Below are 24,478 nucleotides of genomic sequence, written 5' to 3'. Positions count from 1 at the left end.
TTTGAGAAGCCAACCGCTAACGGCCATGACCGCTATCGAATCCGCCATAACCTGCGCCCTGTACCCGCCCCGGCTCGAGCTGGGTGCGCAGCTGACCCGCGAACAATTGCTCGCCTCGATGCGATCGACCATGAGCCTTCATCAGGGCGGACCGGTCTGGCTGTTCGCCTATGGTTCGTTGATCTGGCGTCCGGAATGCACGGCGGTGGAGCGGGTGCGAGGCCGGGTCCATGGTTACCATCGCGGCTTGTACCTGTGGTCCCATGAGCATCGCGGCACTCCGGAGCTGCCCGGGTTGGTGTTCGGATTGGACCGTGGCGGTTCGTGCAGCGGTTTCGCCTACCGGTTGCCGGAGGAAAATCTCGAGGACTCGCTGTTTGCCCTGTGGCAACGCGAAATGCCGGTCCCGTCCTATCGCCCGCACTGGCTCAGTTGCCGTCTCGAGGATGGCAATCGGGTGCAGGCCCTGGGCTTCGTGCTGGAGCGACACCTGCCCAGCTATGCCGGCAACTTGCCGGACCATGTGCTGAGCCAGGTGTTCGAAAGCGCTTGCGGGCGTTATGGCACGACTCGCGATTATGTCGAGCAGACCATCCACGCCCTGCGCAGCCACGCCATGCCAGACCGGAATCTGGAGGCGCGGCTCAAGCGCTGCCGATCAATAGGGGATCAGGCGACTGCTTCGCGGCTCTGACTGGCGATCTGCTTGTGCCACAGCGTTGGCGCAAGGAACGCCATCGCCAGCAGGCAAGCACCGACCAGCAGCACAAAACCGCCGTCCCAGCCAAAATGGTCCACGGTGTAGCCCATGGCGGCGCTGGCCGCGACCGAGCCACCCAGGTACCCGAACAGGCCGGTGAAGCCTGCGGCGGTACCGGCGGCTTTTTTCGGCGCCAATTCCAGAGCCTGCAAGCCGATCAGCATCACCGGGCCATAAATCAGGAAGCCGATGGACACCAGGGCAATCATGTCGACGGTCGGGTTGCCGGCCGGGTTCAGCCAGTAAACCAAGGTCGCCACGGTCACCAGGGCCATGAACACCATGCCGGTCAGGCCACGGTTGCCACGGAAGATCTTGTCGGACATCCAGCCGCACAACAGCGTCCCCGGAATACCCGCCCATTCGTAGAAGAAGTAGGCCCAGGAGCTTTTATCCACCGTGAAGCCCTTGGCTTCCTTGAGGTAGGTCGGGGCCCAGTCCAGCACGCCGTAGCGCAGCAGGTAGACGAAGACGTTGGCCATGGCGATGTACCAGAGCATTTTGTTGCGCAGCACGTACTTGACGAAGATTTCCTTGGCGCTGAATTCGTTCTCGTGACTGGCGTCGTAGCCTTCCGGATAGTCGTCCTTGTACTTCTCGATCGGTGGCAGGCCCACCGACTGCGGGGTGTCGCGCATGGTCGCAAAGGCAAACACCGCAACGGCGAGCGCCACGGTAGCGGGCACATAGAATGCCGCGTGCCAGTCATTGAACCAGGCCATCCCCAGCAGGAACAGCGGACCGATCAGGCCACCTCCGACGTTGTGCGCCACGTTCCAGACCGATACCACGCCGCCGCGCTCCTTCTGCGACCACCAGTGCACCATGGTCCGTCCGCTTGGCGGCCAGCCCATGCCTTGGGCCCAGCCGTTGATGAACAGCAGAATGAACATGATCGTCACACTGGAGGTTGCCCAGGGCGCGAAACCGAAAATGAACATCACCCCGGCTGATACCAGCAAGCCGAACGGTAGGAAATAGCGCGGGTTGGAGCGGTCGGACACCAGGCCCATCAGGAATTTCGACAAGCCATAGGCAATGGCGATGGCCGACATGGCCAGGCCAAGCTGGCCACGAGTGTAGCCCTCGTCGATGAGATACGGCATCGCCAGCGAGAAGTTCTTGCGCAGCAGGTAATAACCGGCATAGCCGATGAAAATCCCGGCGAAGATCTGCCAGCGCAGGCGTCGGTAGGTGCTGTCTATTTTTTCTTCAGGCAGGGCTGCCTGATGTGCGGCAGGTCGAAAGAAAGCAAACATTCAAGAGCTCCAGAATTCTTGTTTTGACTGCGGATGCGAATGTTACAGTTTCGTTACCGAAAATAGCATCGGTTCGCATCGGCCAAACAGCGGAAATTCTGGATATCGCATGTTCTTTTATGAACATGTCGCTCAGATATAAATGAAAGACGTTATGGGAATGGCGGAACCGGGTCGCAGGGCTTCGACCCGGTACAGGTCATAAAACGGTGAGGCACGCAATCAGCGAACCTGCACCACCACTTTTCCCACAGCCTTGCGCTGGCCCAGATCGTTGATCGCCTGGGCGGCATTGGAAAGCGGGTACACCTGCGACACCAGCGGCTTGAGCTTGCCTTCGGCGAACCAGCCGAACAATTGCTGGAAGTTGGCGGCATTGTCCTGGGGTTGGCGCTGGGCGAAGGAGCCCCAGAACACGCCGACCACCGAGGCGCCCTTGAGCAGGGCCAGGTTCACCGGCAGTTCGGGAATGCGTCCGCTGGCAAACCCGACCACCAGCAACCGGCCGTTCCAAGCAATGGCGCGCACGGCCTGGTCGAAAAGATCGCCACCCACCGGGTCGTAGATAACGTCGGCGCCTTGGCCGTCGGTGAGGCGCTTGATTTCGTCCTTGAGGCTGGTTTCGTTGTAGTTGATCAGTTCGTCGGCGCCGGCGGCCTTGGCCACGGCGAGTTTTTCCGCGCTACTGGCGGCAGCGATGACGCGGGCGCCCATGGCCTTGCCGATTTCCACTGCCGCCAGGCCGACGCCGCCGGAGGCGCCGAGTACCAGCAGGGTTTCTCCGGGCTGGAGGTTGGCTCGCTGCTTGAGAGCGTGCATCGATGTGCCGTAGGTCATGCTGAAGGCGGCCGCCGTGTTGAAATCCATGGAGGAGGGAATCGGCAACACGTTGTAGCCCGGCACCGCCACTTGTTCGGCGAAACTGCCCCAGCCGGTCAGGGCCATGACCCGGTCACCGACCTTCAGGTGGCTGATCTTCTCCCCTACCTCGCTGATGACCCCTGCCGCTTCGCCGCCCGGCGAGAACGGGAAGGGCGGCTTGAACTGGTATTTGCCCTCGATGATCAGCGTGTCAGGAAAATTCACCCCGGCGGCGTGCACATCCAGCAACACTTCATTCTTCTTCACGACAGGGCTGGCGACGTCTTCCAGCACCAGCGATTCGGCAGGGCCGAATTCTTTGCACAGCACGGCTTTCATCAGGGCTATTCCTTTGGGAGTGATGGCCGATAAGTGTAGGTGTGGGAGTCAATGGGTCAACGAGCATGCCCCGCCCTGATAGCCGGCCATAAGCTTGTGCTTGGACGACGGGTCGGTATGCTGGGCCGCAAACCGGATGAGGAGTGAAATGTGAAAGCGTGGATCATGTTGATGCTGGCCCTGTCGTTGCCTGTGGCAGCGATGGCCGAAGAGAGCAAGGAAGCCAAGGAAGGCGAGGCGCCGAAAGTCAGCTACATCACCTTGAGCCCACCGTTCGTGGGCAACTATGGGCTGGACGGTACGACCAGGCTTAAAGTCTACAAGGCTGACGTGGCCCTGCGCGTGACCGGCGATGCCGCTGCTGCGGCGGTGAAAGCGAACGAGCCGTTGATTCGCAACCAGTTGGTTGCGCTGTTCGCCCAGCAGACGACCGAGACCATGAACAACCTTGAAGCCAAGGAAAAACTGCGTCAGGAAGCGTTGAAGCAGACCCAGCAAGTGATGAATGACGAGACCGGCAAGCCGATGGTCGATGATCTGTTGTTCAACAACCTGATCATTCAATAAGTCTTGTGGTGGCCAGGCGGGCCCTTTTGCGAAGACGGTTGACTAGTCGCTGCATTGCTCAAGGTTTCAAGCCGATCACCGTCGCCCACTGCTCGGCCGTCACCGGCATCACCGACAGCCGCGAGCCTTTCTGCACCAGCGGCATTTCGGCCAGGGCGGCCTGCTGTTTGAGGTAGTCGAGCTTGAGCACACGAGCGAACGTCTCTACGTGGGCGACATCGATGGCGGTCCAGGGATTTTTTTCCGCACTGGCCTTGGCGTCGAAGTAGTGGCTGTCAGGCTCCAGGGCCGTGGGATCGGGATAGGCTGCCTTGATGATTTTGCCAATCCCGGCGATGCCTGGCTCCGGGCAACTGGAATGGTAGAAAAAGAACGTGTCGCCAACCGCCATGGCCCGCAGGAAATTGCGCGCCTGATAGTTGCGAACCCCGTCCCAGCGCGCGTGGCCGAGCTTTTCCAGGCCCTGGATGGACAATTCGTCGGGCTCGGATTTCATCAGCCAATAGGCCATGATTTCTACTCCTGGGCGATGTACACGAAAATAGTTCAGCGATTTTATGACAAACCGACAGTCGGTTGACGTCAGAGTTTGCGTGTGGGTCCGGGTTGCCGCAAAATGCCGGCCTTCCAAGCTTGACGCTGCTGCACGGCCAATAAGAAAACCGCTGCTGTCATCGTGTGTGATATGCCTTGAGGGGGGCAATCGATGAAACGCAAACCGGATTTGTTGTGGATACTGGTCATTCTGTTCGGCCTGGGTGTCGTGACCACGGGTTACGCCCAGAGCTTGTGGAGCAGCAAGAACGATGTTCCGATGGACATCACCCAGCCTGCGCCATCGCTCAAGCGCTGAGCTCATCTCCCAGGCGCCGCTGATTTGCGCGGCGTCTATCGCGCAATGTACCAACGCCTGTCGCTGACCGTTCCTTGCAGCGGCACATCCCAGCTTGCCTGCGCCAATCGCTCGACTCTTTGGCATTCGTGCGCCAGTCCCAGCAAGGTCGGCTTGCGCCATTGTTTGCGGCGGGACAGGTACGCCAGGCTGCGATCGTAGAATCCCCCGCCCATGCCCAGCCGACCTCCGGCATCATCAAACCCGACCAGCGGCAACAGCACCAGATCCAGCGTCCAGACCTTGCGCTGGCGGGCGATATTCTTGCGCGGCTCGGGGATGCGAAAGCGATTGGGTTGCATCTTCTCGCCGGGATGGATTCGCTGGAAGACCATTTTGGTCTGCGGCCATGGGCTGAGCACCGGCAGGTAAGTCGCCTTGCCCCTGCGTTGGGCTGCGCGCAGCAGCAGGCGTGGATCGATCTCGCCGTCGTTGGGCAGGTACAGGGCGATGTGTCGTGCGCGACGAAAAAGCGGGTGCTGGGCCAGTTGCCTGTAAAGGCCTCGGGCGGCGTCCCGTTGCTGGGCCGGCGTCAGGGCGCGACGGGCCTGGCGCAGCAGGCGGCGAAGTTGCGGGCGGGTCGGCAACGCAGGTTCGGTCATATCGAGGCTTCACGAGACGGGGACACCGAGACAGCGTAACCGCAAACGAGGGGAGCAGAAATGCCAAACGCCAGAAACGACAATGCCAGTCATGATGACTGGCATTGCGTCAAGAATCAGGCTCCCCGGATGAACCGCTGTCGGCTTAGCCCTTGAACCCGAAAGTTCAAGGTGGAAGTTGCAGGAGGCGTTAAGGCTTTCCGTCAAGCGGACATGCACACCGGCCCCAACGTGCAACCCCCGTGGTTGTGCGTATCGGCTCAGGGACATCACCAACTGGCAAGCACCCCAGGGAGTGACGCAAGTATACCCCAGGCAGCTTCGTGAATCAGCCCTTGCTGACGTCCGGATCGGTGGCGAGCACCAGATCCACCCGATCCAGCAAGTCGCGAACCTGTTCACGGGTCGAGCCGCTCACCTGTACGTCGGGCGTATCCTGGCGGTGCAGCAGGTCGTGGGTGATGTTCAAGGCGGCCATCACGGCGATGCGATCGGCACCGATGACTTTGCCGCTGCTGCGGATCTCGCGCATCTTGCCGTCCAGGTAACGGGCGGCGCTCACCAGGTTGCTGCGCTCTTCCTGGGGGCAGATGATCGAATACTCTTTGTCGAGGATCTGCACGGTTACGCTATTGCTTGAACTCATGAGTCTTGCTCCAGGGCCTTGAGGCGCGAAATCATCGATTCGACCTTACGCCGGGCGATTTCGTTTTTTTCAATGAGGTGCGCGCGTTCCTCGCGCCAGGTTTTTTCCTGAGCTAATAGGAGTCCGTTTTGGCTCTTAAGTTGCTCGACCCGTTCAATTAGCAGCTCGAGTCTGGCCATCAGCGCTTGCAGGTCGGTGTCTTCCATTGTGTCCACTGAAGATTGTGTCTGATGGGGAATAAGGGTCGCACAGCCTTTAATGGTCTTGGCGAGTCTGTCGATGTAGGATACAAGGCCTCCATTCTAGACATAGCGCCGTCTGGCGCCTAGCTGCCCATGCCCATTCAGAATTCCCCGTATCAAGCATTCGCCACCCTGCTGAGCGCCAGCGGCCATCCTGTCTCGCCTGCCGAACTGCACGGCCTGTTGCTCGGCCGCAGCTGCGCCGGCGCCGGTTTCGACGCCGATGGCTGGCTGGCCGACGCCGCCGAGCTGCTCGAAGGCGAGCCGGCAGACAATGTGCGCAATGCGCTCATCGGCCTGCAGGAAATGGTCAAGGGTGAGTTGACCAGCGACGACATGACCGTCGTCTTGCTGCTGCCGACCGACGATGCGCCGCTGAGCGAACGCGCCGCTGCGCTCGGCCAGTGGTGCCAGGGCTTCCTCGCCGGTTTTGGCCTGACCCGCCGCGAATACGCCCTGAGCGACGAAGCGAAAGAAGTCCTTCAAGACCTGGCAGCAATCTCCCAAGTGCAGGATGCCCTGGAAGAGTCCGACGATGGCGAAAGCGACTATATGGAAGTCATGGAGTACCTGCGGGTCGCGCCACTGCTACTGTTCACAGAGACCAAGAAAACCGCTGAGCCGGCCACCAAGCCGTCCCTGCACTGATCGCTTGAAAGGGAACACCGTCTGCCCATGATTCATATCCCGAAGTCGGAATACGGCCGTCGCCGCAAGGCCTTGATGGCGCAGATGGAACCCAACAGCATCGCAATCCTGCCCGCCGCCGCCGTTGCGATCCGCAACCGCGACGTCGAGCACGTCTATCGCCAGGACAGCGATTTCCAGTATCTCAGCGGCTTTCCCGAACCGCAGGCGGTCATCGTGCTGATGCCCGGCCGGGCCCATGGCGAGTACATCCTCTTCTGCCGCGAGCGCAACGCCGAGCGTGAAATGTGGGATGGCCTGCGCGCCGGCCAGGAGGGGGCGATCCGCGACTACGGCGCCGACGACGCATTCCCCATCACCGATATCGATGACATCCTGCCGGGCCTGATCGAAGGCCGCGACCGGGTGTACTCGGCGATGGGCAGCAACCCTGAGTTCGACCGGCACCTGATGGAGTGGATCAACGTGATCCGCTCCAAGGCCCACCTCGGTGCCCAGCCGCCGAACGAATTCGTTGCCCTGGATCATCTGCTGCACGACATGCGCCTGTATAAATCGGCGGCGGAAGTGAAAGTGATGCGCGAAGCGGCGCGGATTTCCGCCCAGGCGCATATCCGGGCCATGCAGGCGGCGCGGCCGGGGCTGTACGAATACAGCCTGGAAGCCGAGCTCGATTATGAATTTCGCAAGGGCGGGGCAAAAATGCCGGCCTACGGTTCCATTGTCGCGGCGGGGCGCAACAGCTGCATTTTGCATTACCAGCAAAATGACGCGCTGCTCAAGGAGGGCGACCTGGTGTTGATCGACGCCGGGTGCGAGATCGATTGCTATGCCAGCGATATCACCCGCACCTGGCCGGTCAGCGGCAAGTTTTCTGCCGAGCAGAAAGCGATATACGAAGTGGTGCTGGCCGCCCAGGAAGCCGCGTTTGCCGAAATTGCGCCGGACAAGCACTGGAACCAGGCCCATGAAGCGACGGTCCGGGTCATTACCGAGGGGCTGGTCCGCCTTGGGCTGCTGGAAGGCGAGGTCGATGAATTGATCGCCAGCGAAGCCCACCGGGCATTCTACATGCACCGCGCCGGCCATTGGCTGGGTATGGATGTGCACGACGTGGGGGAATACCGGGTGGGTGGCGAGTGGCGAGTGTTGGAGGTTGGAATGACCTTGACCGTTGAACCGGGCATTTACATCGCGCCGGACAATCGCAACGTAGCGAAAAAATGGCGCGGCATTGGCGTGCGCATCGAGGATGACGTGGTAGTGACCAAGACCGGTTGTGAAATCCTGACTCGCGGCGTGCCGAAAACGGTCGCCGAAATCGAGGCCTTGATGGCCGCCGCACGGGCTCAAGCCGCATGAACCGGGTCAACGTAGCGATCATCGGTGGCGGCCTGGTCGGCGCGAGCCTGGCGTTGGCCATGCAGGCCGGTGCCAAGGCCAGGGGCTGGAAGATCATGCTGATCGAGCCCTTCGCCCCCGGTGACGCCTGGCAACCGAGCTACGATGCGCGTTCATCGGCGCTTTCGTTCGGTGCGCGGCAGATTTATCAACGCTTGGGCTTGTGGCAGGAAATTTCCCGCCGGGCCGAGCCGATCAAGCAGATCCATGTGTCCGACCGAGGGCGGTTTTCCACGGCGCGGCTGTCCGCCATGGAGGAGGGCGTGCCGGCCCTCGGCTATGTGGTTGAAAACGCCTGGCTCGGCCAGTGCCTGTGGCAAGGCCTGGACAAGGAAGTCGTCAGTTGGCGCTGCCCTGCGCAGGTGACCCGCATGGAGCCGCAAGTCGCGGGCTATCGCCTGACCCTGGATGATGAAACAGTGCTGGAATGCGACCTCGCGGTACTGGCCGACGGCGGGCGTTCGGGCCTGCGGGAACAGCTTGGCGTCGGGGTCCGCAACCGTCCCTATGACCAGAGTGCCTTGATCGCCAATATCACGCCCAGCGAAGCGCACAATGGCATGGCTTTCGAACGCTTCACCGACGAAGGCCCGATGGCCTTGCTGCCGCTGCCGGAAAATCGCTGTGCATTGGTCTGGACGCGCCAGGGCATGGATGCGCAACGGCTGGCAGCGCTCGATGAGCGCAGTTTCCTCAGTGAGCTGCAGAATGTGTTCGGCTATCGCCTGGGCACCTTGAAGCAAGTCGGCGCGCGGCATCTTTATCCGTTGGCGCTGGTGGAGGCCGAGGAACAGGTGCGTCCGCACCTGGCCATCCTGGGCAATGCCGCCCACAGCTTGCATCCGATTGCCGGGCAAGGCTTCAACCTGTCCTTGCGCGATGCCCAGGCCTTGGCTGATGCGTTGCTCGAGAGCGACAGCACGCCTGGTGATTTCGCGGTGTTGCAAGCCTATCGCGAGCGCCAGCGGATGGACCAGGCCCTGACCGTGGGTTTCTCCGACCAGGTGACGCGGCTTTTCAGCAGCGACCTGCCGCTGGTGTCCCTGGGCCGCAATCTCGGCCTGCTGGGCCTGGACCTGCTGCCACCCGCCAAGCGCTGGTTCGCCCGCCAAGCGATGGGATTGGGAATACGCCCTGATGCTTGATCCCGATCATTCCTTCCAACGGCGGCTGATGTCGCCAGCAACACAGGCTTAAAGCATGGAATTGCGTGCAGATCTGCTTATCGTCGGTGCCGGTATGGTCGGCAGCGCCCTGGCGCTGGCCTTGCAGGGCAGTGGCTTGCAAGTGCTGCTGCTCGACGGCAGCCCGATGAGCGTCAAGCCCTTCGATGCCCAAGCCGCATTCGAGCCCCGGGTCAGTGCCTTGTCGACGGCCAGCCAGCGGATCCTCGATCGCCTGGGCGTCTGGGAGGGCATCACCGCCCGGCGTGCCAGCCCTTATACCGACATGCACGTCTGGGATGGCAGCGGCACCGGGCAGATTCATTTTTCGGCCGCCAGCCTGCATGCCGAGGCGCTTGGGCACATCGTCGAGAATCGCGTGGTGCAGGACGCCCTGCTGGATCGCCTGCATGACTGCGACCTGGGCCTGCTGGCCAATGCCCGGCTGGAGCAGATGCGTCGTTCCGGCGACGACTGGCTGTTGACCCTGGCCGATGGCCGCACCTTGCGCGCACCGCTGGTCATTGCCGCCGACGGCGCGAATTCCGCGGTGCGCCGCCTGACCGGCGTGGCAACGCGCGAATGGGATTACCTGCATCACGCCATCGTCACCAGCGTGCGCACTGCCCGGGCGCATCGAATGACGGCATGGCAGCGCTTCACCGATAACGGCCCGCTGGCGTTCCTGCCGCTCGAGCGTGACGGCCAGCACGATTGGTGCTCGATCGTCTGGTCCACCACTCCCGATGAAGCGCAGCGCTTGATGGCGCTCGATGACAGCGCGTTCTGCAACGAATTGGAGCGCGCCTTCGAAGGCCAGCTCGGCACGGTACTGAGCGCCGATCCGCGGCTGTGCGTGCCGCTGCGCCAGCGCCATGCCAAGCGCTACGTGGCAGAAGGACTGGCACTGATCGGCGATGCGGCCCATACCATCCATCCATTGGCGGGGCAGGGGGTGAACCTGGGTTTCCTCGACGCCGCCGTGCTGGCCGAAGTGCTGCTGCAAGCGACCGCACGCGGCGAGCGCTTGGCGGATGTGAAGGTATTGAGTCGCTACGAGCGGCGACGCATGCCCCACAACCTGGCGTTGATGGCGGCGATGGAGGGGTTCGAGCGCTTGTTCCAGGCCGATCCGCTGCCGGTTCGCTGGTTGCGTAACACCGGGTTGAAACTGGTGGACCGCCTGCCTGAGGCCAAGGCGCTGTTTGTGCGCGAGGCGCTCGGGTTGATGGGGGATCTGCCGGATTTGGCCAAGGCCTGAACGGTGTTTTGGGCTTATGGCCTATCGCGAGCAGCCACCGCAACGTCACCCGTGCAACATTTGGAAACGTGTCTGCCCACTGTCCGATTGTGGTGCTAAATGTGAGTCCTTATCATTTGCGCTCCGTTCATTACCGAGAGACCGCTACCATGTCGGCCACTAAACGCCTGCTGTCCGCCCTCGCCCTGGCCCTGATTGGCACTTCCGCCGCCCAGGCCGCCGATGAGGTGGTGGTCTATTCCTCGCGCATCGATGAATTGATCAAACCGGTCTTCGATGCGTACACCAAGAAGACCGGCGTAGCGGTGAAGTTCATTACCGACAAGGAAGCGCCGCTCATGCAGCGGATCAAGGCCGAAGGTGCAAACGCCACCGCCGACCTGCTGCTCACCGTGGACGCCGGCAACCTCTGGCAAGCCGAGCAGATGGGGATTCTCCAGCCCTTCACCTCGTCGGTCATCGACACCAACATCCCAGCTCAATATCGCGCGTCTTCCAATGCCTGGACCGGCCTGAGCCTGCGGGCGCGGACCATTGTTTACTCCACAGACCGGGTCAAACCGGGCGAGTTGACCACTTATGAGGCGCTGGCGGGCAAGGAGTGGGAAGGCCGCTTGTGCCTGCGGACGTCGAAGAAGGTCTACAACCAGTCCCTGACCGCGACCCTGATCGAAACCCACGGCGCGGAAAAAACCGAGGAAATCCTCAAGGGCTGGGTCAAGAACCTGTCCACCGACGTGTTTTCCGACGACACTGCGCTGCTTGAAGCGATCAATGCCGGCCAGTGTGATGTCGGTATCGTCAACACCTACTACTACGGCCGCCTGCACCAGCAGAAGCCGGACTTGAAGGTCAAGTTGTTCTGGCCGAACCAGGCCGATCGGGGCGTGCACATCAACCTCTCGGGCATTGGCTTGACCAAGCATGCGCCGCACCCGGAAGCCGCGAAGAAGCTGGTGGAGTGGATGACCACGCCTGAAGCGCAAAGCATCTTTGCCGACGTGAACCAGGAGTTCCCGGCGAACCCGAAAGTGAAGCCTTCCAAGGAGGTCGCCGCCTGGGGGGAGTTCAAGGCCGATACGTTGCCGGTGGAAGTCGCGGGTAAACGCCAGGCCGAAGCCATCCGCATGATGGACCGCGCTGGCTGGAATTGAGACTGCCCTCAGTCATTCGATGAAGAGTGGTGAGGGAGCTTGCTCCCGCGGGACCGGGCTGGCGCTCCAGGGTGAAGCCCTCCCGGAATATCGGCCGAGGTTTATCTGACGGGGCATGATCTCGACGTTGGGGCTACTTCGTAGCCCAGCGGGAGCAAGCTCCCTCGCCACATGAGACCATTTGTCAGCGATGACATCAGAAGAGAGCTTTCCTTGACCCACCCCGCCCAACGCCGCTGGTATCCCCTGGTCTTCGCCGTCGCTGCGCTGGTCTTGTTGCCCCTGAGTGTGCTGCTGCTGTCCTGGCAGAGCATCGATCCGCAAATCTGGTCCCACCTCTGGGACACTCAGATGCCGCGCCTGTTGGGCAATACCCTGACGTTGATTCTTGGCGTGGGTGTCGGCGTGACGCTGCTGGGCGTGAGCCTGGCCTGGCTCACCAGCCTCTGCGAGTTCCCTGGCCGACGATGGCTCGATTGGGCGTTGATGCTGCCGTTCGCGATCCCCGCCTATGTACTGGCGTTTGTCTTCGTTGGCCTGCTGGATTTTGCCGGTCCGGTGCAGACGCTGCTGCGCGAATGGTTCGGCAGTGGCCTGCGCCTGCCTCGGGTACGCTCCACTGGCGGGGTAATCCTGGTCCTGGTCCTGGTTTTCTATCCCTATGTCTATCTGCTCGCGCGAAGCGCTTTCCTGGCGCAAGGCAAGGGCTTGATGGAAGCGGCCCGGGTCCTCGGGCAGTCGCCGTGGCAGGCGTTCTGGCGCGTAGCGCTACCGATGGCTCGACCGGCAATCGGCGCTGGCGTGGCGCTCGCGCTGATGGAAACCCTGGCGGACTTCGGTGCGGTGTCAGTGTTCAACTTCGACACGTTTACCACGGCCATCTACAAGACCTGGTACGGTTTCTTCAGCCTCTCAAGTGCCGCCCAACTGGCCAGCCTCCTGTTGTTGGCGGTCATGGTGGTGCTCTATGGGGAACGCCGCGCCCGGGGCGCCCAACGGGCCGGCAACGAGCGACCGCGTGTGCAGGCGCTCTACCCCTTGCGAGGACTCAAGGCGCTGGCGGCCAGCGGCTGGTGCCTGCTGGTCTTTGCCTGTGCGTTTGTCATTCCCGTCACGCAATTGGTGGTGTGGTTTTGGCAGCGCGGTCGTTTCGACCTGGACGAGCGTTATGCCGGGCTGATTGTCCATACCCTCTATTTGGGTGGTCTCGCAGCCCTTGTCACGGTCAGCGTCGCCTTGCTGCTGGCCTTCGCTCGGCGCCTGGCGCCGACCCGGTCCATCCGCGCCGGTGTCGGCCTGGCAAACCTGGGTTACGCCTTGCCTGGGTCAGTGCTGGCGGTGTCGATCATGCTTGCGTTCAGCTATCTGGACCGCGAACTGGTCATTCCGCTGTCGACCCTGTTCGGAGGCGCGGGCAAGCCGTTGCTGCTGGGCAGCTTGTCGGCGCTGTTGCTGGCGTACCTGGTGCGTTTCCTGGCCGTGGCCTACGGCCCGTTGGAAAGCAGCCTGGCGCGTATTCGTCCGTCGTTGCCTGAAGCCGCACGAAGCCTTGGGGTGAGTGGGCCACGACTGTTTTTCAAAGTGTATCTGCCGTTGCTGCTCCCAGGCACCTTGAGCGCTGCGCTGCTGGTGTTCGTTGACGTGCTCAAGGAAATGCCCGCGACATTGCTGATGCGCCCGTTTGGCTGGGATACGCTGGCGGTACGGGTTTTTGAGATGACCAGCGAAGGGGAATGGGCGCGAGCTGCGTTGCCGGCGCTGACCCTGGTGCTGGTGGGATTGCTGCCGGTCATCGGATTGATACGGCGTTCGGCCCACCGGCGCGTTCTCAGTGAATAGAGCACACGCCTAGGTGCCAGTCCTGGATCATGCGGATACAATGCGCGGCATTCGGTGCGGTCCGTCTGTCGGACAGGGTAGCTAGGAGCGTCAGAAAAATCCTTTTTTTAGGCGTTCGGGCTGTGGCAGTACCCGTCCGCACCTTCGCCAAGCCCGGAAGGAGAAACCCATGGGACAGCGTACGCCTCTGTATGACCTTCATCTCGCCCTCGGCGCGAAAATGGTCGATTTTGGCGGTTGGGATATGCCCTTGCACTATGGATCGCAAGTTGAAGAGCACCATCAGGTGCGCCGCGACTGCGGTGTGTTCGATGTATCCCATATGACCGTGATCGACGTCGCCGGTCCCCAGGCCAAAGCCTGGCTACAGCGTTTGCTGGCCAATGACGTTGATCGCTTGCAGGACACCGGTCGTGCGTTGTACAGCACCATGCTCAACGAGCGCGGCGGCATTGTCGACGACATGATCATCTATCGCGTCGAGGACGGTTACCGGCTGGTATTCAACGCCTCGACCCGAGATCAGGACTTGGCCTGGATGCAGGCGCAGCTCGGCGATTACCAGGTACAACTTCACGAGCGTGCCGAACTGGCGATGCTGGCTATCCAGGGGCCCCAGGCCCGGCACAAGATCGCCGAGCTGGTCACGCAACCACGCGGCCAGTTGATCCAGCAGCTCAAGCCCTTCGAAGGTCGCGCCGACGGTGACTGGTTCATCGCCCGGACCGGCTACACCGGCGAGGACGGCCTGGAGATTGTCCTGCCGGCCCATGAAGCCCCGAGTTTTTTCAACGACCTGGTGGGTGCCGGCATTTCTCCCATCGGGCTGGGCGCGCGCGACACCTTGCGCCTCGAAGCCGGCATGAACCTCTACGGCCAGGACATCCACCAGGATGTTTCGCCGTTGGCCTCGAACATGGCCTGGAGCATCGCCTGGGAACCCGCGGACCGCCAGTTCATCGGTCGCGCTGCGCTGGAGGCTGAACTCGCCGCTGGCGTACAGCACAAACTGGTGGGGCTGGTACTGGAAGAGCGCGGTGTGCTACGCGCCCACCAAGTGGTCCGTATCGCCAATGTTGGCGAAGGAGAGATCACCAGTGGTAGTTTTTCTCCTACGCTTAGCAAGTCCATTGCCCTGGCACGTGTTCCGATGGCTACGGCTGACCGTGCCGAGGTGGAAATTCGTGGCAAGTGGTATCCGGTACGAGTGGTCAAGCCGACCTTCGTCCGCCATGGCAAAACCCTGATCTAACCCTTTGCGGCGGGCCGCTGGCCGCTGACACTTTCTCTTGAGGACACAGAATTATGAGCGATATCCCTGCCGAACTGCGTTTCGCCGAAAGCCACGAGTGGGCTCGCCTGGAAGCCGACGGTAGCGTCACCGTGGGCATCAGCGACCACGCGCAGGAAGCGTTGGGCGACGTGGTGTTTGTCGAGCTGACTGAAGTCGGTAAGGTTTTTGCTGCGGGCGATCAGGCCGGTGTGGTGGAATCGGTCAAGGCCGCTTCTGACATCTACTCCCCGATTGCCGGAGAAGTGATTGCAGTCAACGAAGAATTGAGTGGTTCGCCAGAGTTGTTGAACTCCGATCCTTACGGGGCTTGGATCTTCAAACTCATGCCAAGCGATGCGTCCGAGCTGGACAAGCTGCTGGACGCTACCGGCTACAAGGCTGCAATCGGCGAATAAGACGGGACAGCCTTGGGTAATCTCCGGGCAAAAAAATGCCGCTCGATCGAGCGGCATTTTTTATTGGCCCGGAATCACTCCTGGGCGACGGCGTTTTTCGCCAGGATCGCGTTGGCCAGTTCCATGTCGGTGGCTTGCAGGCCTGGGTTGTCGGCACGCACTTTCTGCATGGCCGCTTCCAGGTAAGGGCCACGAATGCCGCCGTCACTGGCGACGAAGCTGCCGGCGTCGTCCTGGGCGGCGACGATCAGCTTGTTATCCTTGAAGGTCAGGTAGGTGGAACCGGTGGTCGCACCGGATGAGATGACGTTACGCCAAAACGTGTCGGCCATTGCCGAGCCCACGGGAAGAGAAAGCAAGGCCAGGGTCGCGACAGCAAGTTTGAGACGCATGATAGGTGACTCCACAGGGTTAACTATGATTTTGGATTGCCGTTGCCCCGGTTCAGTTCCATGACACGTCAGTCAGCTTTTTCAATCGTCAACACGGTACCTTCTTGCGCCACTACCCTGACCCTTGTGCCAACAGGCAGATCGGGCCCTTTGGCCAACCAAACGCCATCGGCCACCTTGATCTTGCCGCGCCCATCGACGATCGCCTCATGGACCTGGAATATCTTGCCAATCAGCTCCTGCCCGCGCAGGTTCAGGTGCGGCTGGTCGCTCTGGCGGATAGCGCTGCGCTGGCGTCGCCACCAATACAGGGCTGTCGCGATAGCGAACAGGCCGAACAGCAGGAACTGCACCTCCCACGCCATTTGCGGCAGGACGAAGGTCAACACGCCCACCGCAGCGGCGGCCATGCCAATCCATAACAGGTATCCGCCGGCGCCGAATATTTCCAGGATCAACAGGATGACGCCCAGCGCCAGCCAGTCCCAATAAGACATCTGCTGCAGGAACTCCCACATAGGCGCGCCTCAGGCTTTCTTGCTGTCGAAGGTGGCCTTGACGATTTCGCCAATGCCGCCGACCGCTCCGATGACCTGGCTGGCTTCCAGCGGCATCAGGATTACCTTGCTATTGTTGGCCGAGGCTAATTGGCCCAGCGCATCGATGTATTTTTGCGCAACGAAGTAGTTCACGGCCTGGACGTTACCGTCGGCAATCGCCTGGGACACCACCTGGGTGGCGAGGGCTTCGGCCTGCGCCTGGCGCTCGCGGGCCTCGGACTCGAGGAATGCGGCCTGGCGGCTGCCCTCGGCCTCGAGGATCTGTGCCTGTTTCTTGCCCTCGGCGGTGAGGATCGCCGACGCTCGCAAGCCCTCGGCTTCGAGGATCTGGGCACGCTTGATACGTTCGGCTTTCATCTGCCCTGACATGGCGGCCATCAGGTCGGCCGGCGGGCTGATGTCCTTGATCTCGATCCGCGTGATCTTGATGCCCCAAGGTGCCGTGGCCTCATCAACGGTGCGCAGCAATTTCTCGTTGATACCGTCGCGCTGGCTCAACATGGCATCCAGCTCCATGGAACCCAGCACCGTGCGGATGTTGGTTTGCAACAGGTTGCGGATGGCGTGCTCGAGGTTGTTGACCTCGTAGGCGGCCTGGGCCGTATTGACCACCTGGAAAAAGCACACGGCGTCGATCTGCACCGTGGCGTTGTCGGCGGTGATGACTTCCTGGGGTGGGATGTCCAGCACGCTTTCCATGACGTTGATCTTGCGACCGATGCGGTCCATCACCGGGATGATGATGTTCAGGCCCGGCTTGAGCGTATTGGTGTAGCGGCCGAACCGCTCGACCGTCCATTGGTAGCCCTGGGGCACGACCTTGAACCCCATGAACAGGATGGCGACCACGAGGCCGATGAAAAGTAGAAGTACGCTACCGATCTGCATGACGGTTCCCTGTGCGGATTGAATGGACCTGCGAACCCTGAGTGTAGGGCAAGCGGCCATTATCTTCGCTACGGTCCGTTCCGGTATGTTCGTGGGAGTTTTCCGGTCCTTTAGCCGGACCGTGCCTACTTTTGCTCGCTCTGAGGTGTGACCCGCAATACTTCCTCGACAGTGGTCAAGCCCGCCGCCACCTTTTGCGCGCCAGAAAGCCGCAAGCTGCGCATGCCTTCCTTGAACGCCTGGCGGCGCACGGCCAGCAGGTCGGTGTCAGGGTGGATCAGGCCTTTTACGCTGTCGCTCAACTGCATGATCTCGTACACCCCGGCGCGCCCGCGATAACCGGTGTCACGGCATTCCGAGCAACCGACGGCCTGTTGGGCGTTGGTGGGCAGTGGCGCCTGCCAGGGACGTGTCAGGGTTTGCCAGTCGTCTTCGTCCAGGGTCAGGGGCGCCTTGCAATGGGGGCACAACGTCCGCACCAAGCGCTGGGCCATCACCCCGAGTACCGTGGCCTTGATCAGGTAATGCGGCACGCCGAGTTCCAGCAGGCGGCTGATCGCGCTCGGTGCATCATTGGTGTGCAGGGTCGAGAGCACGAGGTGTCCGGTGAGCGCTGCCTGGATCGCCATTTCGGCGGTCTCCAGGTCGCGAATCTCGCCGATCATGATGATGTCCGGGTCCTGTCGCATCAGCGCGCGGACGCCTGCGGCAAAGGACAGCTCGATATTGTGCTGGACCTGCATCTGGTTGAAGGAGGCCTCGACCATTTCAATCGGGTCTTCGATGGTGCAGAGGTTCACTTCCGGCGTCGCCAGTTTCTTCAGCGTGGTGTACAGGGTGGTTGTCTTGCCGGACCCGGTGGGACCCGTGACCAGGATGATGCCGTTGGGCTGGCGAGTCATGTCCTGCCAGCGGCGCAAGTCGTCTGCGGAAAAGCCGAGCTGGTCGAAATCCTTGAGCAGCACTTCCGGGTCGAAGATCCGCATGACCATTTTCTCGCCGAACGCGGTGGGCAAGGTCGACAGTCGCAACTCCACCTCGCCGCCATCCGGGGTCTTGGTCTTGACGCGGCCATCCTGGGGCTTGCGCTTTTCCGCGACGTTCATCCGGCCCAGGCTCTTGAGCCGGCTGATGATGGCCATCGTCACCTGTGGCGGGAATTGGTAGACGGTGTGCAGCACGCCGTCGATGCGAAAGCGCACGGTGCCTTGCTCCCGGCGCGGTTCGATATGGATATCGCTGGCCCGTTGCTGGAACGCGTACTGGAACAGCCAGTCGACGATATTGACGATATGCGCGTCGTTGGCGTCCGGCTCCTGGTCACTGGCGCCCAGGTTGAGCAGTTGTTCGAAATTGGTCAGGTTGCTGGGTTGCTGGTCGACCGTCGTCGCGCCGCTGACCGACTTGGCCAGTCGATAGAACTCCACGCTCAGGCGTTGGATGTCGACGGGGTTGGCCACCACGCGCTTGACCGGCAATTTGAGCACGTGGGTCAGGTCTGATTCCCAACTGCTGACATAGGGCTGGGCGCTGGCGACCGTGACGGCGTCGCGATCCACCGCGACCGCGAGAATCTTGTGGCGCTGTGCAAAGGCGTAGGACATCAACGGCGTAACAGCCGCCACGTTGATCTTCAAAGGGTCGATGCGCATGTAGGGCTGGTCGGCCTGCTGGGCCAGCCATAGCGTCAGGTTCTCCAGGTCCAGGCGCTTGCCGGGGCGGCTGAGGTCGTCGAGATGCTGGTTGGCGATGAATTCCAATGGGTGTAGCTGGCTGTTGGCGTTATGGCGCCGGCGGGCATTGAGCGCAGTCTCGGCCGAATCCTGGCTGATGAGGCCTTGGGTGACCAATTGGCGCAGCAGGTCGTTGAGGTCCAGCCAGCGGTCCTGAGTGGCGTGTTTGGTGGACATGGGCGTTCGGGTTCCTATTGGACTAATGCAGCAAAGCCGCGATACAGACGCTTCGGCGTCCTGGCTCGTTCTGCAAAAGAATAGTCCCGACCCTATGGACCGTTGGGCCACTACCCGACCAATGCGTTTCCAATTCTTGCCTGGATGCTCTCAACCGGCCGCCAGGACCGGCCCGGCCCGCGCAATATCGGCGTCCTGCAAGTCCACCGAACAGACGCTGATTAGGTTACGCAATTTTTCGGCGATCACTTGCGCGCGGTGCCAGCTCAGCCCGGCCAAGAGGATCTCTATCGACAGCAGATCGTCGAGGCGCTCGATCCGCGCCGTTTCCAGCGTGAGGCCTTGCAAGGCAAACAGATTGAGCACCCGGCAGGGCAGGTCCGGCTCGGCTTCCCCGAGCAAATGATAGTGAGCGCGACAATGGGTGTTGGCGGTGTGCCAGGCGTCGGCACGAAGCACTGGTGTGCTGACGGATTCCAATGAGGGCATGGGGAAGTCTCCAGAAGTTCGGGAGAAATCTTTACATGGGCGCCGGGGTATTTCTTATCTAAGATGGGCTGATTGGGCGGATTAGCCGAATTGAATTAATCGTATTTTGATCTATCTGGGCTTTATTTATGCAAAACGAGCTGGACGCTTATGACCGCAGGATACTGGCCTTGCTGCAGGAAGACGCTTCGCTTTCCAGTGCGCAGATCGCCGAGCAGGTAGGTCTGTCCCAATCGCCTTGCTGGCGTCGGATTCAGCGGATGAAGGAGGAGGGGATCATTCGCGGGCAAGTGACGCTGCTGGATCGCAAGAAAATCGGCCTCAACACGCAGATATTCGCCGAAATAAAGCTCAATGCTCACGGACGCTCGAATTTCACCGAATTCACCGAGGCGATCCGCGGCTTCCCTGAGGTGCTGGAATGCTACGTGCTGATGGGGTCGGTGGATTTCTTGCTGCGCATTGTCACGGCGGACATCGAGGCCTACGAGCGCTTCTTTTTCGAGAAGCTGTCGATGGTGCCGGGGATCCAGGAAGTGAACTCGATCGTGGCGCTGTCGGAAATCAAGTCCACGACGAGTTTGCCGGTGGTGCGCTGAAGCTTCTGCAGGTGTGCGGGCCGGCCCCATCGTCGGATCGCCGTCCGAAGCAAGCTCGCTCTTACAGTTGAATTTCAGCGGTCACAAAATCTGACTCTAACGCTGAACCCCTGTGTGCGAGCCTGCTCGCGAAGCGGTGTTACAGGCGCAGCAAAGTCTTCCAGGCCCGGTTCTGATACACCGCGATCGCCTGTTGCTTGCGCGCATCCAGAAGCTCGTCGGTGATCGGTTCGTTGGCCAATTGCGCCAGCTTGTTCAATTCGCCGTAGAGCCGGTCCATCTCAGCAATTTCCAGCACCTGGCGGGCATGATGCAGCCAGGCCTGGATGCGTTCGATGCGCGGCAATTGCTCGGCCAGGTCTTCTGGCTGCTGCTGGTAACGTTGCAGTTGCAAGGACGAAGCTTCTTCGCTCAACAGGCGTGGCAACCAGCTGCCCAGTTGCGCCGCGCCCTGGCGGTTGCCACGGGTGTTGCGGTCGGCGGCCCAGCTGCGGGCCAGCAGCCAGCGTGACGCTTGGAGGGAGAAGAGGCCCCAGCGCGGGTCTTGCAGTTCTTCGAGGAACTGCTCCGGTGCCGCCTTGCGCACGTCTTCGTCTTCGAGGCCGGCCTGGACCAGCGGACGCCAGTCTTCCAGCAGCGCGTCCAGGGCAACCCGCAGGTCGTGGGTGGATTGGCGCGGCGCGGCCTGGCCGAGGCTGCTGAGCAATGCACGCAGTTCGGCGAGGTTTTCGACCCAGTCCTGCAGCAGGCGCCAGTGGCCGTTGAAGCGATATTGCTCGGCCAGGCGCTGGCTGCTGCCCAGCAAATGCCAGCTCAGCGCCGCGAAAGCATCGTCCAGCGGTGTTTCGGCGCTCAGTTGCGGAGCTGGCAGGCTCAGGGCGTAGCTGCCCGCTTCATGAAGGCGATAGCCGCGTTCGGCCTTGCTGATATCACAAGGCATCAAGGGCAAGGTCGCGGCCAGCTCGGCGGCCAGCTCCAACAGCGCGGCAGGTTCGCCTTCACGCAGTTCCAGCTCCAGCTCGCAGATTTCTTCCTTCTGCTTACCGACCACGACGTGGCCCACGTCCAGCGCGGCTTCGATGACCACTTTGCTTTTGCCACGGCCCCAGGCGATTTCGGCGCGTTCACGAACGAAGTCGGTGGTGAAGATCGCCTTGAGGGTCTTTTTATCCAGGTCTGCCAGCGCCTCGGGCCAGCACTCGCCCTCGAGTTTCTTCAGGTCCAACTTGGCCTTGGGCAGGTGCCAGTCGTATTCGTTGCGCTCGGACAGACCGGCGACGCTCTGGCCGCGGGTCTTGAGGGTCTGGATCACCTCTTCGCCGTCGCGACGCAGGCGCAGGGCGACTTTGGCCCGGGCCAGGTCACGTTCCGGCGTGTCGAAGTACTGGTTCATCAGTTCGTGGCGTTCCCAGCCACTCTTGTTGCGTTTTTTCAACAGCGGATGCTCACGCAACGCTGCCAGGGTCTCGCGGCTGACGCGGAGTTTGATTTCGGTTTCTTTCTGCATGGCCGGAAAATCCAGGGATCGGGTGCGCAGCCGGGGGAAGGTGTGGCTGCCAAGGCCGTGCAGTGTACAGGACTCCTCGAGCCTACGCGCCGAACGGTTCCATCCTTGCGCTCGATGGCTCTATGATGGACTTCAATCTGCAAGTCCGGAGCCAGCGATGCCTTTGCCGTCCATGAAAGATCAATTCGCTGCCCTGATCGCTGCGCCATCGGTCAGTTGCACCCAGGCGACGCTGGACCAGTCCAATGGCGCCGTTATCGAGCTGCTGGCGGGCTGGCTCACCGAGCTTGGGTTTTCCTGTGACATCCAACAGGTCAGCCCCGGCAAGTTCAATCTACTGGCGAGTTTCGGCACGGGCCCCGGCGGGCTGGTGCTGGCTGGCCACAGTGACACGGTGCCGTTCGACGGCGCGTTGTGGCAGACCGATCCGCTGAAACTCACCGAGGTCGATGGGCGATGGGTGGGCCTGGGCAGTTGCGACATGAAAGGTTTTTTTGCCCTGGCGATCGAAGCGGTCAAGCCGCTGCTGGACCAACCGTTCAAGCAACCGTTGCTGATCCTCGCCACGTGCGATGAAGAAAGCTCCATGGCCGGCGCCCGCGCCCTGGCCGATGCCGGCCGGCCATTGGGCCGCGCTGCGGTGATCGGCGAGCCCACCGGCCTGCGGCCGATTCGCCTGCACAAGGGCGTGATGATGGAGCGCATCGATATTCTCGGGCGCAGCGGCCACTCATCCGACCCAAGCCTGGGCCACAGCGCCCTCGAAGCCATGCACGACGCCATGGGTGAGCTGCGCGGCTTGCGGTTGCAATGGCAGCGTGAATTCCGTAATCCGCAATTTACCGTGCCGCAACCGACGCTGAATTTCGGCTGCATCCACGGCGGTGACAATCCCAACCGGATCTGTGGCCAATGCTCCATGGAATTCGACTTGCGCCCCTTGCCAGGCATGGACCCGCAGGTGCTGCGGGCAGCGATCCAGCAGAAGCTCGACCCCATCGCCGAACGCCACAAGGTCAAGATCGACTACGCGCCGTTGTTTCCCGAGGTGCCCCCGTTCGAGCAGGCCGAGGATGCCGAATTGGTGCGCGTGGCCGAGCGGCTGACGGGTTATCGCTCCGAAGCAGTGGCGTTCGGCACCGAAGCGCCTTATCTTCAGCGCCTTGGCTGCGAAACCCTGGTGCTGGGTCCTGGTGATATCGCCTGCGCCCATCAGCCCGGCGAGTACCTTGAAATGTCACGTTTGCAACCTACCGTGCAATTGCTGCGTCAGTTGATCGGTCATTACTGCCTGACGCCGGCCACGGCCGGTTAAATTGCCCCCGTGCGGGCCCGTATTCATCACATGAGGAGAGCGCGCGTGTCGCCAAGCCTGTTCCGACGATAACCACCAGCCCGCTGTGCGTTCTGTTTCGTCTTTTTTCGGCTGTTATTTATTACAGGTCCAGGTTCATGCCCGAATACGTCAATTGGCTTCGTCACGCTTCGCCTTATATCAATGCCCACCGCGACTGCACCTTCATCGTCATGCTGCCCGGCGATGGGGTGGAACACCCTAATTTCGGCAACATCGTCCACGACCTGGTGCTGCTGCACAGTCTTGGCGTGCGCCTGGTGCTGGTCCATGGTTCGCGCCCGCAGATTGAAACCCGTCTTGCTGCCCGTGGCCTGACGCCCCATTACCACCACGGCATGCGCATCACCGATGCCGCGACGCTGGAATGCGTGATCGACGCGGTCGGCCAGTTGCGCATCGCTATCGAGGCGCGCCTTTCCATGGACATGGCGTCATCGCCGATGCAAGGCTCGCGGTTGCGGGTCGCCAGCGGCAACCTGGTCACCGCCCGGCCGATCGGCGTGCTTGAAGGCGTGGATTATCACCACACCGGCGAGGTGCGCCGGGTCGATCGCAAAGGCATCAATCGGCTGCTGGACGAGCGCTCCATCGTCTTGCTGTCACCGTTGGGCTATTCGCCCACGGGGGAGATCTTCAACCTGGCCTGCGAAGACGTCGCCACTCGTGCGGCCATTGACCTGGCAGCGGACAAATTGCTGCTGTTCGGCGCCGAGCAAGGCCTGATCGGCGAAGATGGGCGACTGGTTCGCGAGTTGCGTCCGCAACAGGTCCCGGCCCACATGCAGCGTCTGGGCAGCGACTATCAAGCCGAACTGCTGGATGCGGCGGCCCAGGCCTGCCGTGGCGGTGTCGCGCGCAGCCACATCGTCAGCTATGCCGAGAATGGCGCGCTGCTGGCCGAATTGTTCACCCGTGACGGCAGCGGCACGCTGGTAGCACAGGAGCAGTTCGAGGTGGTGCGTGAGGCGGCGATCGAAGACGTCGGCGGATTGCTGGACCTGATCAGCCCGTTGGAAGAGCAGGGCATCCTGGTGCGTCGTTCCCGCGAGGTGCTGGAGCGCGAGATCGAACAGTTCAGCGTGGTCGAGCGTGAAGGCATGATCATCGCTTGCGCGGCGCTGTACCAGATCGCCGATTCGGATGCCGGTGAGCTGGCCTGCCTGGCGGTGAATCCGGAGTACCGCCACGGTGGCCGGGGCGATGAGTTGCTGGAGCGGATCGAAACCCGGGCCCGTGCCCAAGGGCTCAAGACGCTGTTCGTACTGACGACGCGGACCGCCCACTGGTTCCGTGAGCGGGGCTTCGAACCCAGCACTGTCGAGCGCCTGCCTGCGGCCCGGGCGTCGCTCTACAACTATCAGCGCAATTCGAAGATCTTCGAAAAGTCCCTGTAGGCGGCCCCGCTTTACCGCGGTCTTCTTGATTTCAGACAATGAGCAGCTAGTCTGGAACC

The 24,478-nt window shown here is 61.7% G+C and carries 26 protein-coding genes and 1 other RNA gene; 14 read left to right on the top strand and 13 right to left on the bottom strand.

The genetic code is table 11. The features are described 5' to 3' along the window. Positions 1-25: 25 nt before the first annotated feature. Positions 26-694 carry a gamma-glutamylcyclotransferase gene (locus JZ00_RS07795; protein WP_039590261.1) on the top strand — a complete coding sequence of 223 codons (669 nt, stop codon included), beginning with the start codon at positions 26-28 and terminating at the stop codon, positions 692-694. On the opposite strand, the gene glpT is transcribed toward JZ00_RS07795, so the two are convergent. Together glpT and JZ00_RS07785 are read right to left on the bottom strand one after the other, a co-directional pair. Beyond that, positions 670-2,019, bottom strand: a complete 1,350-nt coding sequence (gene glpT / locus JZ00_RS07790; RefSeq protein ID WP_039590263.1) for a glycerol-3-phosphate transporter — start codon at positions 2,017-2,019, stop codon at positions 670-672. The two genes, JZ00_RS07795 and glpT, sit on opposite strands and share 25 nt — an antisense overlap. 222 nt (positions 2,020-2,241) lie before the next feature. Then, positions 2,242-3,219 carry an NADPH:quinone oxidoreductase family protein gene (locus tag JZ00_RS07785; protein ID WP_039590265.1) on the bottom strand — a complete coding sequence of 326 codons (978 nt, stop codon included), beginning with the start codon at positions 3,217-3,219 and terminating at the stop codon, positions 2,242-2,244. Between the two features lie 150 nt (positions 3,220-3,369). Here JZ00_RS07785 and JZ00_RS07780 point away from each other — a divergent pair, with 150 nt between their 5' ends. After that, complete coding sequence (locus tag JZ00_RS07780) at positions 3,370-3,786, top strand: flagellar basal body-associated protein FliL (protein WP_039590271.1); 417 nt, start codon at positions 3,370-3,372, stop codon at positions 3,784-3,786. 58 nt (positions 3,787-3,844) lie between these two features. On the opposite strand, the gene JZ00_RS07775 is transcribed toward JZ00_RS07780, so the two are convergent. Continuing rightward, positions 3,845-4,297, bottom strand: coding sequence for an EVE domain-containing protein (locus JZ00_RS07775; RefSeq protein ID WP_039590272.1), 453 nt, complete (start codon positions 4,295-4,297; stop codon positions 3,845-3,847). Between the two features lie 195 nt (positions 4,298-4,492). Between JZ00_RS07775 and JZ00_RS31190 the strand changes: the two genes are divergently transcribed. After that, entirely contained in the window at positions 4,493-4,639 is a 147-nt protein-coding gene (locus tag JZ00_RS31190) for a hypothetical protein (protein WP_152668410.1), read from the top strand. A gap of 35 nt (positions 4,640-4,674) precedes the next feature. Here the strand turns inward: JZ00_RS31190 and JZ00_RS07770 are convergent, their stop codons facing one another. The 4 genes from JZ00_RS07770 to JZ00_RS07760 all read right to left on the bottom strand — a co-directional run bounded on the left by JZ00_RS07770 (position 4,675) and on the right by JZ00_RS07760 (position 6,132). Further along, on the bottom strand, positions 4,675-5,280 hold the full coding sequence (locus JZ00_RS07770; RefSeq protein WP_039590274.1) for a 5-formyltetrahydrofolate cyclo-ligase: 606 nt from the start codon (positions 5,278-5,280) through the stop codon (positions 4,675-4,677). 118 nt (positions 5,281-5,398) lie between these two features. Continuing rightward, positions 5,399-5,578, bottom strand: a non-coding RNA gene (gene ssrS / locus JZ00_RS30020) — 6S RNA. Positions 5,579-5,608: 30 nt separating this feature from the next. Beyond that, positions 5,609-5,926 carry a cell division protein ZapA gene (locus JZ00_RS07765; protein WP_039590276.1) on the bottom strand — a complete coding sequence of 106 codons (318 nt, stop codon included), beginning with the start codon at positions 5,924-5,926 and terminating at the stop codon, positions 5,609-5,611. After that, on the bottom strand, positions 5,923-6,132 hold the full coding sequence (locus JZ00_RS07760; RefSeq protein ID WP_030138125.1) for a TIGR02449 family protein: 210 nt from the start codon (positions 6,130-6,132) through the stop codon (positions 5,923-5,925). Before JZ00_RS07760 ends, JZ00_RS07765 begins: the two co-directional genes overlap by 4 nt. A gap of 129 nt (positions 6,133-6,261) precedes the next feature. On the opposite strand from JZ00_RS07760, the gene JZ00_RS07755 reads away from it, so the two are divergent. The 8 genes from JZ00_RS07755 to gcvH all read left to right on the top strand — a co-directional run bounded on the left by JZ00_RS07755 (position 6,262) and on the right by gcvH (position 15,323). Further along, positions 6,262-6,816 (top strand): YecA/YgfB family protein, encoded by a 555-nt coding sequence (locus tag JZ00_RS07755; protein ID WP_039590279.1) that lies wholly within the window; start codon positions 6,262-6,264, stop codon positions 6,814-6,816. Positions 6,817-6,843: 27 nt separating this feature from the next. Then, complete coding sequence (gene pepP / locus JZ00_RS07750; protein WP_039590285.1) at positions 6,844-8,178, top strand: Xaa-Pro aminopeptidase; 1,335 nt, start codon at positions 6,844-6,846, stop codon at positions 8,176-8,178. After that, positions 8,175-9,362, top strand: coding sequence for a 2-octaprenyl-6-methoxyphenyl hydroxylase (gene ubiH, locus JZ00_RS07745; RefSeq protein ID WP_039590287.1), 1,188 nt, complete (start codon positions 8,175-8,177; stop codon positions 9,360-9,362). The genes pepP and ubiH overlap by 4 nt, the downstream gene beginning before the upstream one ends. A 61-nt stretch (positions 9,363-9,423) precedes the next feature. Continuing rightward, positions 9,424-10,641 carry a 2-octaprenyl-3-methyl-6-methoxy-1,4-benzoquinol hydroxylase gene (locus JZ00_RS07740; protein ID WP_200900475.1) on the top strand — a complete coding sequence of 406 codons (1,218 nt, stop codon included), beginning with the start codon at positions 9,424-9,426 and terminating at the stop codon, positions 10,639-10,641. 149 nt (positions 10,642-10,790) lie between these two features. Further along, complete coding sequence (locus JZ00_RS07735) at positions 10,791-11,795, top strand: extracellular solute-binding protein (RefSeq protein ID WP_039590294.1); 1,005 nt, start codon at positions 10,791-10,793, stop codon at positions 11,793-11,795. A gap of 213 nt (positions 11,796-12,008) precedes the next feature. Continuing rightward, complete coding sequence (locus JZ00_RS07730) at positions 12,009-13,634, top strand: ABC transporter permease (RefSeq protein ID WP_039590296.1); 1,626 nt, start codon at positions 12,009-12,011, stop codon at positions 13,632-13,634. 169 nt (positions 13,635-13,803) lie between these two features. Next, complete coding sequence (gene gcvT, locus JZ00_RS07725; protein WP_039590298.1) at positions 13,804-14,886, top strand: glycine cleavage system aminomethyltransferase GcvT; 1,083 nt, start codon at positions 13,804-13,806, stop codon at positions 14,884-14,886. Positions 14,887-14,939: 53 nt separating this feature from the next. Further along, positions 14,940-15,323: a glycine cleavage system protein GcvH gene (gcvH, locus tag JZ00_RS07720; protein WP_039590299.1), complete on the top strand. Its 384-nt coding sequence runs from the start codon at positions 14,940-14,942 to the stop codon at positions 15,321-15,323. A gap of 74 nt (positions 15,324-15,397) precedes the next feature. On the opposite strand, the gene JZ00_RS07715 is transcribed toward gcvH, so the two are convergent. From JZ00_RS07715 to JZ00_RS07695, 5 genes are all read right to left on the bottom strand, one after another. Next, complete coding sequence (locus JZ00_RS07715; RefSeq protein ID WP_186707601.1) at positions 15,398-15,718, bottom strand: DUF2388 domain-containing protein; 321 nt, start codon at positions 15,716-15,718, stop codon at positions 15,398-15,400. A gap of 65 nt (positions 15,719-15,783) precedes the next feature. After that, positions 15,784-16,233 carry an NfeD family protein gene (locus tag JZ00_RS07710; RefSeq protein ID WP_039590303.1) on the bottom strand — a complete coding sequence of 150 codons (450 nt, stop codon included), beginning with the start codon at positions 16,231-16,233 and terminating at the stop codon, positions 15,784-15,786. Positions 16,234-16,242: 9 nt separating this feature from the next. Continuing rightward, positions 16,243-17,163 carry an SPFH domain-containing protein gene (locus JZ00_RS07705; protein WP_039590305.1) on the bottom strand — a complete coding sequence of 307 codons (921 nt, stop codon included), beginning with the start codon at positions 17,161-17,163 and terminating at the stop codon, positions 16,243-16,245. Positions 17,164-17,288: 125 nt separating this feature from the next. Beyond that, positions 17,289-19,073 carry a GspE/PulE family protein gene (locus JZ00_RS07700; protein WP_039590307.1) on the bottom strand — a complete coding sequence of 595 codons (1,785 nt, stop codon included), beginning with the start codon at positions 19,071-19,073 and terminating at the stop codon, positions 17,289-17,291. Positions 19,074-19,223: 150 nt separating this feature from the next. Further along, positions 19,224-19,562 (bottom strand): hypothetical protein, encoded by a 339-nt coding sequence (locus JZ00_RS07695; protein WP_039590308.1) that lies wholly within the window; start codon positions 19,560-19,562, stop codon positions 19,224-19,226. Positions 19,563-19,690: 128 nt separating this feature from the next. Between JZ00_RS07695 and JZ00_RS07690 the strand changes: the two genes are divergently transcribed. Next, on the top strand, positions 19,691-20,161 hold the full coding sequence (locus tag JZ00_RS07690) for an Lrp/AsnC family transcriptional regulator (RefSeq protein ID WP_039590310.1): 471 nt from the start codon (positions 19,691-19,693) through the stop codon (positions 20,159-20,161). A 139-nt stretch (positions 20,162-20,300) separates the two neighbouring features. Here JZ00_RS07690 and JZ00_RS07685 read toward each other — a convergent pair whose 3' ends face one another. After that, entirely contained in the window at positions 20,301-21,668 is a 1,368-nt protein-coding gene (locus JZ00_RS07685; protein ID WP_039590311.1) for a CYTH domain-containing protein, read from the bottom strand. 157 nt (positions 21,669-21,825) lie between these two features. Between JZ00_RS07685 and argE the strand changes: the two genes are divergently transcribed. Together argE and argA are read left to right on the top strand one after the other, a co-directional pair. Beyond that, positions 21,826-22,983, top strand: coding sequence for an acetylornithine deacetylase (argE, locus tag JZ00_RS07680; RefSeq protein ID WP_039590313.1), 1,158 nt, complete (start codon positions 21,826-21,828; stop codon positions 22,981-22,983). Between the two features lie 137 nt (positions 22,984-23,120). Continuing rightward, positions 23,121-24,419, top strand: coding sequence for an amino-acid N-acetyltransferase (gene argA / locus JZ00_RS07675; RefSeq protein ID WP_039590314.1), 1,299 nt, complete (start codon positions 23,121-23,123; stop codon positions 24,417-24,419). The last annotated feature ends 59 nt before the right edge of the window (positions 24,420-24,478 follow it).

Source organism: Pseudomonas frederiksbergensis (assembly GCF_000802155.2).
Lineage (GTDB): Bacteria > Pseudomonadota > Gammaproteobacteria > Pseudomonadales > Pseudomonadaceae > Aquipseudomonas > Aquipseudomonas frederiksbergensis_A.
The sequence above is the reverse complement of the archived record's forward strand: the minus strand, read 5'-3'. Positions and strand labels throughout refer to the sequence as shown.

Bases quoted from the DNA above. Each gene is read 5' to 3' on its own strand.
- JZ00_RS07755 (WP_039590279.1), top strand. From the start codon at position 6,262: ATGCCCATTCAGAATTCCCCGTATCAAGCATTCGCCACCCTGCTGAGC.
- gcvH (WP_039590299.1), top strand. From the start codon at position 14,940: ATGAGCGATATCCCTGCCGAACTGCGTTTCGCCGAAAGCCACGAGTGG.
- JZ00_RS07760 (WP_030138125.1), bottom strand. From the start codon at position 6,132: ATGGAAGACACCGACCTGCAAGCGCTGATGGCCAGACTCGAGCTGCTA.
- glpT (WP_039590263.1), bottom strand. From the start codon at position 2,019: ATGTTTGCTTTCTTTCGACCTGCCGCACATCAGGCAGCCCTGCCTGAA.
- JZ00_RS07770 (WP_039590274.1), bottom strand. From the start codon at position 5,280: ATGACCGAACCTGCGTTGCCGACCCGCCCGCAACTTCGCCGCCTGCTG.
- JZ00_RS07695 (WP_039590308.1), bottom strand. From the start codon at position 19,562: ATGCCCTCATTGGAATCCGTCAGCACACCAGTGCTTCGTGCCGACGCC.
- argE (WP_039590313.1), top strand. From the start codon at position 21,826: ATGCCTTTGCCGTCCATGAAAGATCAATTCGCTGCCCTGATCGCTGCG.
- JZ00_RS07685 (WP_039590311.1), bottom strand. From the start codon at position 21,668: ATGCAGAAAGAAACCGAAATCAAACTCCGCGTCAGCCGCGAGACCCTG.
- pepP (WP_039590285.1), top strand. From the start codon at position 6,844: ATGATTCATATCCCGAAGTCGGAATACGGCCGTCGCCGCAAGGCCTTG.
- gcvT (WP_039590298.1), top strand. From the start codon at position 13,804: ATGGGACAGCGTACGCCTCTGTATGACCTTCATCTCGCCCTCGGCGCG.
- JZ00_RS07775 (WP_039590272.1), bottom strand. From the start codon at position 4,297: ATGGCCTATTGGCTGATGAAATCCGAGCCCGACGAATTGTCCATCCAG.
- JZ00_RS07690 (WP_039590310.1), top strand. From the start codon at position 19,691: ATGCAAAACGAGCTGGACGCTTATGACCGCAGGATACTGGCCTTGCTG.
- JZ00_RS07700 (WP_039590307.1), bottom strand. From the start codon at position 19,073: ATGTCCACCAAACACGCCACTCAGGACCGCTGGCTGGACCTCAACGAC.
- JZ00_RS31190 (WP_152668410.1), top strand. From the start codon at position 4,493: ATGAAACGCAAACCGGATTTGTTGTGGATACTGGTCATTCTGTTCGGC.
- JZ00_RS07735 (WP_039590294.1), top strand. From the start codon at position 10,791: ATGTCGGCCACTAAACGCCTGCTGTCCGCCCTCGCCCTGGCCCTGATT.
- JZ00_RS07710 (WP_039590303.1), bottom strand. From the start codon at position 16,233: ATGTGGGAGTTCCTGCAGCAGATGTCTTATTGGGACTGGCTGGCGCTG.
- JZ00_RS07765 (WP_039590276.1), bottom strand. From the start codon at position 5,926: ATGAGTTCAAGCAATAGCGTAACCGTGCAGATCCTCGACAAAGAGTAT.
- JZ00_RS07705 (WP_039590305.1), bottom strand. From the start codon at position 17,163: ATGCAGATCGGTAGCGTACTTCTACTTTTCATCGGCCTCGTGGTCGCC.
- ubiH (WP_039590287.1), top strand. From the start codon at position 8,175: ATGAACCGGGTCAACGTAGCGATCATCGGTGGCGGCCTGGTCGGCGCG.
- JZ00_RS07785 (WP_039590265.1), bottom strand. From the start codon at position 3,219: ATGAAAGCCGTGCTGTGCAAAGAATTCGGCCCTGCCGAATCGCTGGTG.
- JZ00_RS07795 (WP_039590261.1), top strand. From the start codon at position 26: ATGACCGCTATCGAATCCGCCATAACCTGCGCCCTGTACCCGCCCCGG.
- argA (WP_039590314.1), top strand. From the start codon at position 23,121: ATGCCCGAATACGTCAATTGGCTTCGTCACGCTTCGCCTTATATCAAT.